The organism is Paenibacillus sp. Y568 (assembly GCF_059445545.1).
Genome location: NZ_JCAIUM010000003.1, coordinates 250,067 through 264,618, shown reverse-complemented (window position 1 = coordinate 264,618; position 14,552 = coordinate 250,067). Strand labels below are relative to the sequence as shown.

Annotated in this window: 11 protein-coding genes; 3 read left to right on the top strand and 8 right to left on the bottom strand. The window is 41.4% G+C overall.

Annotated elements, in window-relative coordinates:
• Positions 1–11: 11 nt before the first annotated feature.
• A complete protein-coding gene (nirD, locus tag AC1D7X_RS06340; protein ID WP_495455941.1) occupies positions 12–323 on the bottom strand; it encodes a nitrite reductase small subunit NirD in 312 nt (103 codons plus the stop codon).
• An 11-nt stretch (positions 324–334) separates the two neighbouring features.
• Positions 335–2,767 (bottom strand): nitrite reductase large subunit NirB, encoded by a 2,433-nt coding sequence (nirB, locus tag AC1D7X_RS06335; protein WP_495455940.1) that lies wholly within the window; start codon positions 2,765–2,767, stop codon positions 335–337.
• Between the two features lie 528 nt (positions 2,768–3,295).
• Between nirB and AC1D7X_RS06330 the strand changes: the two genes are divergently transcribed.
• Together AC1D7X_RS06330 and AC1D7X_RS06325 are read left to right on the top strand one after the other, a co-directional pair.
• Positions 3,296–3,901 carry an ANTAR domain-containing response regulator gene (locus tag AC1D7X_RS06330; RefSeq protein ID WP_495455939.1) on the top strand — a complete coding sequence of 202 codons (606 nt, stop codon included), beginning with the start codon at positions 3,296–3,298 and terminating at the stop codon, positions 3,899–3,901.
• A 17-nt stretch (positions 3,902–3,918) separates the two neighbouring features.
• Positions 3,919–4,959, top strand: a complete 1,041-nt coding sequence (locus AC1D7X_RS06325) for an anthranilate phosphoribosyltransferase (RefSeq protein WP_495456069.1) — start codon at positions 3,919–3,921, stop codon at positions 4,957–4,959.
• 74 nt (positions 4,960–5,033) lie between these two features.
• Here the strand turns inward: AC1D7X_RS06325 and AC1D7X_RS06320 are convergent, their stop codons facing one another.
• The 5 genes from AC1D7X_RS06320 to AC1D7X_RS06300 form a co-directional block, all read right to left on the bottom strand.
• Positions 5,034–5,858 carry a carbohydrate ABC transporter permease gene (locus tag AC1D7X_RS06320; protein ID WP_495455938.1) on the bottom strand — a complete coding sequence of 275 codons (825 nt, stop codon included), beginning with the start codon at positions 5,856–5,858 and terminating at the stop codon, positions 5,034–5,036.
• Positions 5,851–6,747 carry a carbohydrate ABC transporter permease gene (locus AC1D7X_RS06315; RefSeq protein WP_495455937.1) on the bottom strand — a complete coding sequence of 299 codons (897 nt, stop codon included), beginning with the start codon at positions 6,745–6,747 and terminating at the stop codon, positions 5,851–5,853. The genes AC1D7X_RS06320 and AC1D7X_RS06315 overlap by 8 nt, the downstream gene beginning before the upstream one ends.
• 132 nt (positions 6,748–6,879) lie before the next feature.
• Positions 6,880–8,175 carry an ABC transporter substrate-binding protein gene (locus tag AC1D7X_RS06310; RefSeq protein WP_495455936.1) on the bottom strand — a complete coding sequence of 432 codons (1,296 nt, stop codon included), beginning with the start codon at positions 8,173–8,175 and terminating at the stop codon, positions 6,880–6,882.
• A gap of 186 nt (positions 8,176–8,361) precedes the next feature.
• Positions 8,362–10,128: a cache domain-containing sensor histidine kinase gene (locus AC1D7X_RS06305; RefSeq protein ID WP_495455935.1), complete on the bottom strand. Its 1,767-nt coding sequence runs from the start codon at positions 10,126–10,128 to the stop codon at positions 8,362–8,364.
• Positions 10,129–10,133: 5 nt separating this feature from the next.
• The gene (locus tag AC1D7X_RS06300; RefSeq protein WP_495474867.1) at positions 10,134–11,714 is read right to left on the bottom strand and encodes a response regulator transcription factor; all 1,581 of its coding nucleotides are present in this window, start codon (positions 11,712–11,714) and stop codon (positions 10,134–10,136) included.
• A gap of 373 nt (positions 11,715–12,087) precedes the next feature.
• On the opposite strand from AC1D7X_RS06300, the gene AC1D7X_RS06295 reads away from it, so the two are divergent.
• Entirely contained in the window at positions 12,088–12,903 is an 816-nt protein-coding gene (locus tag AC1D7X_RS06295) for an undecaprenyl-diphosphate phosphatase (protein WP_495455933.1), read from the top strand.
• 154 nt (positions 12,904–13,057) lie between these two features.
• On the opposite strand, the gene AC1D7X_RS06290 is transcribed toward AC1D7X_RS06295, so the two are convergent.
• Positions 13,058–14,542, bottom strand: coding sequence for a methyl-accepting chemotaxis protein (locus AC1D7X_RS06290; protein WP_495474866.1), 1,485 nt, complete (start codon positions 14,540–14,542; stop codon positions 13,058–13,060).
• Positions 14,543–14,552 lie beyond the last annotated feature (10 nt).

The window sequence follows — 14,552 nt, the reverse complement described above, 5'->3', positions numbered from 1 at the left end:
TAACCTCTCCTTTATATGGTGATATAAATAGAGCCACTAGCTGCATCTACTTCTGTTTCATAGGTCGTTATACAACCATCATCTGGTTTATGCACTTCCCCACTCGAGAGGTCTATCTTCCAATCGTGTAAAGGACAGTGGACAGAAGAACCACATACCATACCTTCCGACAAGCGACCGCCCTTATGAGGGCAGCGATTCTCAACGGCTTTCACGGTTCCATCACTTAGACGAAATACCGCAACCTCTGTTTCATCGAACTGGATCGTACGCGATCCCAGAATATCAATATCAGTAATGAGTCCCACTTGTACCTTAGTCATTATCTTTCCTCCTATCCATTTACGGTCTGAACACCAGACAAAGGTTCGAAATTTTTGCGAAGTTCGTCATTATGAATAATCTCTTTCCAAGGCTCTTTCGCATAACTCAACGTTTCTTCAATTCGATCGACTAGTTCTCTCCGAGCATCCGCACTCTCTAATGCCTTCACAACAGAAGCTAGACCCACTCGTTCTATCCAGTTCGCTGTCCGTTCGTTCCAATTCGCATTCTCGCGGTAATATTGAAGGTAAGCAGCGGTCCACTCTATAACTTCATTTTCCGTCTTCACCGTACACAGAAATTCAGATGCCCTAACCTTAACCCCGGCATTTCCACCGACGTAAATCTCCCATCCTCCATCGATTGCCACAACCCCAAGATCCTTAACCGTTGCTTCTGCACAGTTGCGGGGGCACCCAGAGACAGCGAACTTCACTTTTGCAGGTGTACTAATCCGTTCAAAAGCCTTCTCCATACGAATTCCCATTCCGATCGCATCCTGTGTACCGAATCGACAGAATGTAGATCCAACGCATGTTTTCACCGTACGTAGCGCTTTACCATATCCATGACCAGAAGGCATATCAAGTTCTTCCCAAATCTTCGGAAGGTCTTCTTTCTTCACTCCAAACAAATCTAATCGTTGACCGCCGGTAAATTTCACTAAAGGTACATCGTATTTCTCAGCCACAGTAGCAATTTTCTTTAATTCCGTGGGTGATGTTACCCCGCCATATATTCGAGGTATAACCGAATACGTGCCGTCTTTTTGAATATTTGCATGGAATCGTTCGTTCGTAAATCGTGATTCCTTCTCATCTGCATATTCAGCTGGATATAGCATCCCTAAGTAGTAGTTCAACGCAGGTCGACATTTAGAACAACCCTCTGGTTCCCGCCATTCCAGTACATTCATAACTTCCTTCACGTTCATTAAGCGCATCGCCTTCATACTCTCAATGATTTCGTCACGACCAAGGCTTGTGCATCCGCAGATTCCCTCTTTTACCGGCTCGCCTACGGCATCTCCGGCATACAGATGCAACAATGCTTCCACTTGTGGTTTACATCCACCACACGACCCTGTCGCCTTCGTACACATTTTGATCTCACCAACGGTAGTGCATCCTTTTCCAATGACTTCAGCAATCGTTCCTTTGGAGACACCATTACAACCACATATAACTTCTTCATCTGACATGGTGGCAAGCTTACTTGCAGCTGATTCCCCCGCTTTATCGTTGGTGTACCCAAGTAGAAGTTCCTTCTCCCTACCCGTAATCGACTCCCCACTCTTGATTAAGGAGAATAATGATGCGCCATCTGTTGTATCCCCGAAGAGAACAGCTCCAATTAATCGATCGTCTTGAATCACTATTTTCTTATATACGTTATCTATATCATCCTGAAAGCGGAGTGAACGCATACCGGGTTCATCGTTGAAATAACCTGCTGAGAATACATCCACACCCGATACTTTTAGCTTGGTAGATGTCACCGAACCTGCATAACCTGATGTCTCAACGCCAACTAATCTTTTCGCTAATACCGCACCTTGTTCATACAGCGGCGCTACGAGACCGTAGGCAATCCCTCGATGCTCCGCACACTCACCAACGGCATATATCCCTTGTATACTCGTCTCCATGAAATCATTAACAACAATGCCTCGATTCACTTCTAGACCTGCCCGTTTAGCCAGTTCTACATTCGGTTTAATCCCTACGGCCATGACTACAAGATCAGCATCGATCTGACTTCCATCCGTGAAAGATAAGCCTTGTGCACGACGTTTACCATCTATGCTTGCTGTATTTTTCTTAAGCAGAAATTTCATTCCCTGTTCTTCCAGATCTCTCTGTAACATCATCGATGCGGATTGATCAAGCTGACGATCCATTAAGTGTTTATTAATGTGAATAACATGGACATCCATCCCTAGATTAAGTAGCCCTCTGGCTGCTTCTAAACCCAGTAAACCGCCCCCAATAACAGCCGCCTTCTTATAGGTCTTAGATGTCTCCATCATGATCTGACAATCTCTAATATCCCGAAATCCAATAACACCCTCTTTGTTCACCCCCGGAAGTGGAAGCATGAACGGATTGGAACCCGTAGCTATAATTAATATGTCATATGAAACTTCAATCCCAGACTCAGAAATCACCCTTCGCTTCACCGAATCAATACTTTTTGCCGCATCCCCTGTGTAAAGCTTGATATTGTTCTCCGTGTACCAATCCCAGTCATTTATAACAATATCCTTCATATCAGATCCACCGGCTAACACCGACGATAACATGATCCGATTATAGTTAGGATGTGGTTCAGCACCAAACACTGTAATGTCATAAGCCTCTGTTGAGAGCTTTAGAACGTGCTCAATCGTACGTATACCCGCCATTCCATTTCCGATGAGTACCATTTTCTTCGCTTGATTCATAACGGTGTTCTCCTCCCTTGAATAAACATAAAAAGGCCTGCTACGCTCAGGGAAAATAAAACATTATTCCCTACATAAGAGCGAAGACAGGCCTCGTTGCCGCTTCTATACGAATACGTCAGTGTATCCGTGAAAGATATTAGATTGTTATTTGTTGAAACTAACTATATAAGACGTTTTGCCATGTGTCAATATACTTAACATAAATAAATTTTTAAATTTGTAAAATCGGGGTATTCAATCTTTATAATTAACAAAATGTTACATTACATAACACACAAGCCGACTTAATCATTTACTACCCTCTGATTAAAATTTAAATTATTATTGCTTTTTTTCTTGAAAATTGTGAAAATAACTAATAAACATTTTTTTCTTACGGAATTAACGTTTAATTTCCCTATTTCATCCCTGAACTTCTCGCTTTTAGTTCCTAAAAGCTTATTATTCTATCCACGATTCCCATGTTAGGTTTAGTTCCTATAATTGCCTTTAAAATCGCTATGTTTATGGAGGTGTTATCTGTCGATGCGCTTCTTATTGGTTGTTCGTGATCCTTTTAATACCGCTAGTGTTGATCAGAATGGGATCTCTTCGTCTCCAGAAATACAACCAGAAGCTCTATTAGAATCCAATGGTTATCAAGTATTGGCTTCATCTAGCGTGGAAGATATTCAACCCATCATTAGAGAAGTGGATGCTGCCGTACTCCATTTACCTATAGGGGAAATTAAGAGTTGGGAGGACACGCTGCAACAATGGAAATCTCTCCCCCTTCTATGGTGGTGTGGCTCGGCTGTAGCGACGTCCTCCATCAATTCATGTGAAGCAGACGTAAGTATTGATGGCATCCTAACACCAAGCATGAATGGTCAGGAACTGCACTGGGCTCTCCATATCGGTGCGAAACATTTCTATGACCGTCAGCACTGGCAGGACGAACGTCTACAACTATTATCCCGACTTGAAGAGCGTAAGTGGATTGATATGGCTAAACAAATTCTCAGTGACATCAACCGTATTTCAGAAGCAGAGGCTTACGATATACTCCGTAAGAGAGCTATGAATGAACGTAAACGCATGGTTGATATTGCCACCTCGATCGTAAAAGCACATCAATCATTAAAGGCATAGTAACGAAGGAGGACTTCATAATGATGATAGACATATTGAAAGAAGTCGCCCGCGGCAAACGGGGATCCCGTGACTTGACCTATGAAGAAGCATGGGTCGCAGCCGAGGAAATACTAGGATGCAAGGCGTCCCCAGCACAAATGGGTGCATTCTTCGCTGCTGAACGGATTAAGATGGAAAGTATGGAGGAGTTGGAAGCTTTTATAGCTGTATGCCGTACCTATGCCTATCGCTCCCCTATTCAGGCTGGTCTTGATATTGCGGGGCCTTATGACGGAAGGAGGAAATCCTTCATCGCTACCTTCGCTACTTCATTCGTATTAACAGCGGCGGGGCTTCCCGTCACCATGCATAGCACTTCCTCACTCCCTCCCAAATGGGGTGTCACTCTCATTGATCTTCTACATGAGATGGGTATCGGTGATGAACTACTCACGAAGGTTCAGACGATCCAAGTTGCCCGCCATACAGGGTTATTATGCGTTTCTTCCGAGCAATGGTGTCCACCCCTCAAAAACCTACGTTCTATCCGTGAAGAATTAGGCATGAGAACGATCCTGAATACAGTAGAGAAACTGTTAGACTATAGCTATTCTCCTTACCTCGTATATGGCGTATTTCATAATACATTCTTCGAACGTATGGCCAAAGTGATTCACAAATTAGACTATAACCGGGCGCTCATCGTACAAGGCACCGAAGGTTCCGAGGATGTATATATCGATCGACCTACTCGCACCTACATCGTGGAGAACGGTGAATTCCGAATGCAAGTCGTAGATCCCGAAGCTTATGGTCTAGACACCCCCGTTCCTGATGTAGCTTGGAACGCAGTTGAACAGTTACGTGTAACGGAGGAAGTACTTCGTGGAGAAGCCCATATGGCATTCTATAATCAGGTGTTACTGAACGGAGCCGTCCGGCTTCACCTCGCCAAACGTGTGGATTCTATTGAAGAAGGCGTATATACTTGCAAATCACTACTAGACAATGGAACCGCTTGGGCTAACTATCTGAAATGGCGAGACACCGCGCTTAATATCAACGTAGCCATTTAACACTTACTTCACAAGAACAATACGCTCCCCAGCTTATGAATAGCCGGGGAGCGTATCTATGAATTAACCATTCTCTATTTAACCGAGCCCGTCATACCCGCTACGAAATGCTTCTGCAATAGGAAGAAGACTAACGCCGTAGGTAACGTAGCAATCACAATGGCCATCATAATCACACCATAATCCGGTGCATAACCCGCACCCAGATTCGAGATTAAGAGTGGCATCGTCTTCTTCTCTGGTGTCTGCAATACAATTAATGGCCACAAGTAACTGTTCCAACTCCCCATGAACGTAATAATACCAGCCGCAGCATACGTTGTTTTCATCGTCGGCATGAAAATTCTGATGAAGATCCCAATCTCACTCAGACCATCCATTCTACCCGCTTCAAGCATTTCCTTCGGAAACATTTTGGTACTCTGCCGGAAGAAGAAAATCAGGAAAGCTGTCGTTGCGGTTGGTACAATAACAGCCGATACCGTATTAATCCCGATTCCAGGCAGAAACCGTGATATATCTGCGAATAATCGATATAAAGGGACCATTAGTGCTGCAAATGGAATCATCATCGACAGTAGCAAAGTATTAAATACAGCATCTCTTGTCTTATTTCTAAATATTTCGAATCCATACCCTGCGAGTGATGCAATTATCATCGCCAATACCGTAGTGACGATAGCAATGACAGCCGAGTTATATAATGCCTGCAACAACTCTGTTGAATCCATCAATTTCCTTAGATTATCCATGAAAAAATTACCCGGAAGCAACTTCCCCTTCGTTACGTCAACAGACGGATTCGTTGCACTAATGATCATCCATAGAAATGGGAATATCGAGACGAAAGAAATAACACTCAGAAATAGATATATTATCACTCTTTTCATTTTAGCCATTTTTCTCACCTGCCACTTTGAACTGAATGAAGGCTAATACAATAATCATAATTACGATGGAGTAAGATACGGTTGCGGCATACCCAAAGTCCGCAGCATATTTAAAGGACAGATTATAGATGTAGTGAGAAATACTCATTGTGGCATTCCCTGGTCCACCCTTCGTGATATTCACGATTTCATCAAAGAGTTGAAGCGTGCCAATCGTTGATGTGATGGATGTAAACAAGATAATGGGCTTCAATAGAGGTACTGTGATTTTGAAAAATTGTTGTATGGATGATGCACCATCTATTCTTGCTGCTTCATAAATAGAGTTATCAATGTTCTGTAGGGATGATAAGTAAAAAATCATGTTATACCCTGTCCAGCGCCAGGTAATCGCAATGATGATCGTGACCTTAGCCCAGAATGGATCCGTGATCCACTCGATCGGCTGACTTATCAAATGAATATTCAAGAGCAAGGAGTTCACCAAGCCATCTCCTGCAAATAAATACTTAAATATAATCGAGTACGCAACGAGAGATGTGACACATGGAAGGAATATCGCTGTGCGGAAGAACCCTCTGAATTTGAGATTGCTATCATTTAAAAACACCGAAATAATCATAGCTAGAATAATCATCAAAGGTACCTGTATGATCAAATAAATGAACGTGTTCTTCACAGCTGTACGAAACGTAATGTCACTGAACAATCGAATATAGTTATCTAAGCCTGTGAATGTTAAATTAGCTCCAGTACCTGTCTTGAAAGACAGTATGAGCGATTGAACCATGGGGTAGAAATAAAAGACAACGATCATAACCACAGATATTAGAATAAATGACCACCCTGTGATTCCATTTCTTCGATCTAAGCTTAAGTGTGACTTCCCTTGCTTCATACCGTCCCACTCCTCTGCTGGATGTCATATTAAATAGAACCTTAAAGGATGAACCGTTCTCCTCCAATCTTTCATTTTAGGCGAAGGAGCCGTTCAACCCTCAAGGCTCTAGGTTTATGGTGAAACTATAATTTATCTAATTTGTGTCTCTGCTTGGCTCTGTGCATCCTTAAGAACACTATCAATATCCTTACCGTTCAAATAATTCTGCATTTCAACGATCAGAATATCTTCAATGGCATACGTGTGCATGCCATAATTCACATTCGGAATTTTTTCAGTCCAAGTCGCGAAGTCAGCATATACCTTTTGTCCTGAGAAGAATTCATCTGGCTGTGCATACGCCTCTCCTGTAGATGCGGCTTTAAACGTACTTACAACCCCGATATCTTTAAGTAAATTTTGATACATTTCTACATTACTACCGAATGTGGAAGCTAAGAAATCTGTTGCCGTCTCTGCTCCTGGCACATTCATAACGTACCATGAGCTTCCACCAAGGTTAGAGGCATTCACAGAGTCTGCATTGCCTGGAAGCGCAGGGAACGGAGCGACTGCCCATTTACCAGACTGTGAAGCTTCTTGTTTAATCGAAGGTGTAATCCAATTTCCTATAGGAACTGTAGCTACCGTTCCTTTATTAAGAGCTGCAATAAATTGACTCCAATCCGAGTGGATATTGACAATATCAGCTTCCATCATTTTTTTATAAATCGTGAATGCTTCCTTCAATGCCACATTTGTAGCAATATCCGGTGTCTTACCATCATCAGCCAAATACCATGATCCTGCGGTTTGAATCATTGAACGAATCAGCCCTAGGTCATTCGGATCCAACGTAATCAATTTATTACCTGTTTTATCTTTAACCGCTTTACCGATCTCAATATATTGATCCCAATTCAGGTTATTCATATCTTCTGCTTTATAACCTGCTTGCTCTAAATAGTCCGTTCTGTAATACAATCCCGTTGCACCTGAGTCAAAAGGAACACCATATTGCTTGCCATTCAGACTTGTTGGCCCTAGCTTGTAATCAGCGAAATCCTCAGGCTTAATGCTGTCTCCTAACTCATGGAATGCATCCGGGTAAGCACTAAGGAAACCCTGAGCACGATAATCTTCAATTAGGACGATATTCGGAAGTCCGCTCGTCGTACCCGAGTTCAGTCCCGTATTCAATTTCTGAATAATGTCCGCTTGCGCATACTCGATGACATTTACCTTCACATCAGGATTTGTAGCACTGTACACTTTCTTGGCAGCTTCAAGCGCTGCAATGTTAAAGGCCGGGTCCCATGCCCATACTGTGATTTCATCACTTTTCCCAGCTGCTTCACCACTACCTGTGTTTGCTTCATCTGATTTCGAGGAACATGCACTTAGCATCAGTACACTTGCCAGTAGAACAGCACCTAACTTCTTCACTTCATCAACCCCCGTTGAGTTTTTTTGGATGACAGTTATTGAAAGCGGTTGCTTTCTGTAAAAACATCTTACCTTGTCTCCAGAATCGACTGTTAGGAATATCTTTACGATCACTTGTCATATTTTCGTCACATTGTAACCGCTTTCCTAGATGATTTGTATTATCTTTGGTTTCTAATACTTTTTTTATATTTTGATCAACGGTAACTTCATTTTCACCCTTGTTCCTTCTCCAGTTTCACTGACAATGGTGACTCCATACTCTTCTCCATATAACAGCCTAATCCGATCATGAACATTCCTGATTCCTATCCCACTAAATAGTTGTCGACTGCGCTTTGAATGAACAAGACTATTCTCAGGAGGAAGATCCTTGATCCCATCCCCACTATCCACTACCTCACAATAAAGAGCCTGTGTATCATTGGACACTAATACATGAATGTAGCCGCTAGGTTTTATGTTAAATCCATGGAAGAATGCATTCTCGATAAAAGGCTGGATAATCAGCTTCGGAACGTGATAATCCATACTCAAGGGTGCAACGAAGTAGCTCACCTTAATCCGGTCTCCATAACGAGCATGATTAATAAACACATAGTGTTTCAATATTTCGAGCTCTTGCTCCACCGTAATCGTCTCATTAACATTGCTGATCGTATTTTGGAGCACTGATATTAATGAATGAATGGTTTCCGTCGCTTTCCCCTTACTCCCTTGTTGTACTAATGTTTTGACGGATGCTAACGTATTGTACAGAAAATGGGGGTTAATCTGCCTTTGCAAAGCTGCCAATTCTGCATTCCGTTGCCCTTTTTGCGTCTCCACCAGCTTGTCCACGTACTCATGTAGTTCATCAAGCATATAGTTAAAAGCCTGACCGAGTTCTCTTATTTCATACCCCCCGGTCACGGTAATATGATTACCAAATTCATTGCGCGTCACATTACTCATCTGTTGAACAAGTGTCGTTAGTGATTTACTAATCTGTCTAGTCATGAGAAATACGATCAGTAATGCCATGCTTACAATAACAATACAAATCAACGTTAATGTCCTCACATCAATCATTTGCCCAAGAGCCATTTCTTTATCAATAGCATTCACAATATAGAAGTCATACGTGGGGAGATTATCTGATATCACAATACTGTCCTTGCCCTGTACACTTATATTGATGTAATCTGATGGATCTTTAGCCAATTTCTCTGCATATTTCAACAGTTCCTTACTCTGATATCCAATCCGATCTTCTCGATTGCTTGATACAATAACGCCATCCTTATTAAGGATGAACACGTCATTCCCATTGCTCGTAAAACTATCAAATACTTGACCGAAGTCTCGTTCCTTCATAGCAATATATATCGTTCCATAGATGTAACCTGTTGACCGATCCAATAATGCCTTGGATGCAACAATGATTTGCTCTCCCTTACCATTCAACTGTTTGTAATCTTGATACATCAATCGCTTAGGTTCTTTATGACTATTTAATGTAAGTGGATGCCGCTTCAGCTCTTTATCATCCATCGGCAAATAAGAGCGATCGGTTGAGTACACTCGACCGTTCACTCCTGTAATCGTGATTCCAACCTCATATGCTTCCAAATTAGATTGAAGTTTCTTCATCTGTTCTGTCATGCTGAAATACGACTTCGCTGTGCTTATGGAATTCGTATTGCCTTCCGTTAAGAAGTTCTTCATCGCCCCGCTCTGATTCGCGTTAGTCACTACCGTTACGACAGAATCATGGTAGGATTCAAATCCCGTCTTAATCTGATTAAGCACTTTCGTATTCGTAATGCTAAATGTCTGCATAAACAACTCCGTCGACATATGGATGATGGTCCATGATATCGCTATAGCGACAGCAATAATGCTGACAACCATGATCATGAACATTTTGGTAAACAGCTTTACGTTTTTAATTCTATCTAATATAATCCTCATGGATTTCACTTCTCTTGCTTCTTATATTTTTTGCGACGATAAGCACTTGGAGAATCCCCGGTAAACTTCTTGAATACTTTACAAAAGTAACTGTGATCGGAATAGCCTACTCTACCACTAATTTCAGAAATAGTGATGGTACCGTCATTTAATAGTTCTATCGCTTTTTCAATTCGAATTCTGTTTATATATTCACTGAAACCTTCCTTCATATGCGCTGAGAAGTAACTCGATAAATAAGACATATTGAAATGGAAATGCTTAGATAACTCCGCCAGAGTTAGCTGTTCCGCATAGTTCTCATGCATGTAATCAAGTAGCTGCTGTAGCCGATGGCTATCTTTATCTTTAAGATCTGCCGATACGACCATAAGCGTCACTTTGTCTAGAAAGGACTGTAACAATGCAACCGCATCTCTCGCATATTTTGCTTCATCCATCTTTTTGAAATAACTATATTTCTCCTCTTCCAGAAGCGCCGTGTCTATCTTCGTACTATCTAGTAACGTGATAATCACAAAAATAATATTACTCAGAAATGACTTGAACTCGAACACATCGTTCTTATACTGACCTGCCAGTACCTCAACATGCTCCTGCAAATATTTAAAAGCTATATCTGTATGCTTGCGCTTCAGCTCATCCGTGAAATGATTCATACTAAACTTGATATCTATCTTTGGAATACTAGGTAACTCACTTCCGATAATAAGTGCCCGATCTGGTAAAAAGAATGCATAATCCATCATTTTCAAGAAGGATTCACGGTATATGTTCCCTAATTGATTGATATCTCGGAACTCATCTCCAATAACCCAGCACACTTCTGAATCTTGCTGATCTATTGCTGTTATCATGGCTCTTACCCTTTCTGCGACATGTGCCAATCCCGATTGCCCGAAGTTGAACAACACAATAAACATGGTAGGTTCCGTTTCAATCAGCTGATAACACACATTATTTGAAGATATATAGCGAGCTACTTCCTTTAGTAAATTAGACTTAACGAAAGAAAGCTCATTCTGATCCTGGTGGGGTATATATTTCAACGAACATCCACACAAGCAAAAGCTGTCCCAGGGCAATGTGTCATGAATGATACTTGCATCAATATCCGTCTCATAACCAGAGATAAGCTTATCTATCATGCTGTCTAGGGAAGGACTGAAGCTACCGGAAGACAGATTTCTTCCATTCATAGATGGTATTTTATCAGCAGTGGCTCTAAGCACATGAAGTAATCCCTCCGTTTCAAGCGTAGGCTTCAATACATAGTCAGCTACACCATTCTGAAAGGTAGATTTAACATACTCAAATTCACTAAAGCTACTTAGCACTATAATTTCGATATCAGGAAATGCAGACTTTAACTTCCGAACGAATTCTTCTCCATCCATCACAGGCATAACGATATCAGTAATGACAATGTGAGGCTTCAACAAGCTCACCATTTCCAGTGCTTCCTTACCATTGCCTGCTTCTCCTACCATTTGGAACCCTTCTGATTCCCAATTCAGAAGATGTTTGATTCCCTGTCTTACTAAATATTCATCATCTACAATCAGTACTTTACACAGATCGTTCAAACATATCCCTCCTGTATAGGTGTTTAGGATGCAATTAGGTATATTACATCATATCGTCGTTACTTTATATAGCGCTTTCAATAGTAGATCATGTGTTAATCTCGTTTGTTCACTTCTAATTTAATTCATATTCTACTGATTCAGAACTCACTTGGATACGTATATCATTATATTTCACGAAAAAAAGAACCCTACAGATCAAGTCACCAATCCGGAGAGTTTATCGCGACCAATAGGGCTATTTTTGACACAATTACATATTCATTTTATGATAAGTTCATATGATCTACTCAATAGCCATTATATTCTCCCATCCATATGTCAGCGGAATGCTTCTTCAACAATCTACATAAATGAGGTGCTTTAACAAATTATGAATGATATCTTCACGTTACTGAAGTATGCCTTCTTGGGCCTGGTACAAGGTATAACCGAACCTATTCCTGTTTCCTCCAGTGCTCATGTCATTATTGTGCAACATCTTTTCGGATTAGAAATTGAAGGTCTAGGGTTTGAGGTTCTCGTCAACTTTGCTTCCTTGTTAGCCATACTACTTATCTATAAGAATGATTTAATAGAGTTAATTAAACACGCCTGGTTATACGTCACCAAGAAAGAAGAACAATTCAAAAAGGATTTCCACTTCATTCTATATCTTATCATTGCCACTATCCCTGCGGGATTGATTGGATTCCTGTTCAATGACCTGATCTCTGATGTCTTCAAAGGGATGCTGACCATTGCGATCTCCCTCATGATTACAGGTATTGCACTTTGGTTAATCCGTAATCTACGTGGACGAAAGAATGAGGCCGGGCTCCGACTTAAAGATGCTATCATTATTGGATTTGCTCAAGTGATTGCCTTAATTCCTGGCATTAGTCGGTCCGGTTCTACCATTGTGGCGGGGATGGGACTGGGACTCAAGCAATCGACTGCCCTTAAGTTCTCATTCTTCCTCTACATTCCTATCAGTATAGGCAGTATGATTCTCGAAGGATCCAATCTTATTCATGATCCAGAAATAGGGACGTTAGCTCTACCCTACTTACTAGCTTTCATCTGCTCGTTAGTGACTTCCTACTTCTCCATGAAGTGGTTCATGGGAATTATGGAACGCGGTCAACTGAAGTATTTCTCTTGGTATTGCTTCCTATTGAGTGCATTCATCTTACTATTTATGCTATAAACTATACATGGCATTAAAAAGGGGCTGTCCCATAAGTCAAAAATGACTAGGGGCACCCCATTAGTTTTTTATAGGAGAAAGTTAGATGTTCTGAAAGGACCTCCGCGGACGGACCGTTTCTCCAATCGCTGTGGTCCAAATCCTCTTTCATGTTCTAATGCTTAGAGACGAGATGCTTCAATTCGGATATCAGTTGATCCAGCTTCCCGTAATCTTCAACAATCGTATTTATTTTATGATCTTGTGTCTCCATACTTCCATACATTTCTTGCACAGCTGCCATGTTCTGCTCCGTTGTTGAAGCAATATTCGTCATATCATCAGATATTCCACTCTGCTGTATATGAAGACGGTTCGCAGAATCGCTAGCAATGTCGGAATGGATCTTCACTCGATCCGTGTTCTCATGGATACGCTGAATGAGTTGGCGAACCTCTCGCGACACCTCACTGCTCGCTATTACGCCCTCCTGTCCACGCTGCACCTGATCATCAACCGCGTTGATCTGTTTACGTATTCCAGATAGAATCTCTTCAATTTCATTTGCAGCATTGCGGGAACTATCAGCTAGCTTACGAACTTCACCCGACACAACCGCGAATCCTTTACCATGTTCACCTGCACGTGCAGCTTCAATCGCTGCATTAAGTGCTAGTAGATTCGTCTGCTCCGAAATCCCACTGATGGATCCAACAATCGTGCTGATCCGTTCATTCTCCTTATTCAGAACCTTCATGATCTCCACAGTATGATCGATAATTCCTCTTACACTTTCAACTTCTGATGATAAGACTTCCATCTGTGTACTACTCTGCTCCGACAATGCGGCATTATCTTCAGAGTACTGTTGCAACTGGGTTGTTCCATCCATCAATTCTTTCACATTATCTTTAATGATCTGCGTCGTCTCACTAATATTCATGACATTGCCCGTCTGTTTCTCAATGGCTATTGCCATCTCTGAGAAGGTTACCGTGACCTCTTTCGAAATATCCCCTGTAACACGAACGTTCTCTTGTTGTCTCTCACTGAACTCATTCAACATTAGGATAGAACCTTTTAGCTTATCAAGTAACGCATCCGCCGTATTCTTAGCTACAAGCGTATCCTCTTGTTCTTTGAGCACCTGACGTTGCAACTTTTGACTGAATTTAGCTGAGAAGGCAAGAGCCGCCGTAGCAAAAGCAAGATACAAATAGATATAGACTAAGGATTCACCTGGAAACAACTGCTCTCGTAATGAAGGTTCTAAGAAGAGATATGTACTTACAGCTGCACCTAGAATACCCGTGAAGATAATTGGCTTATGATCTTGATATAACGTCATCATTGCTAAATTAACATAGACTAAGAAATATGTACTAATAATAGGATTGGGATCTGAGATAATTAAAAAGAGTACGATTAAGGTGATTATACTCGCTACAAAATATTTTATGTATGATGCCCCAATTTGACGATAGGTCAAAAAAGTTGCCCCAGCACAGGCAACTCCCCCCAAAACTGCAAGCATTAGAATCATTTGAATATCAAGCCCGATTGCGAGATCCGTCACGATACCAAGCGCTAACATTCCCCATAAAATTTTAATAAACAAGCGATTACGTTTATCAAGTTCTGAAATGATCACTCTTTCCATAAAATATCCC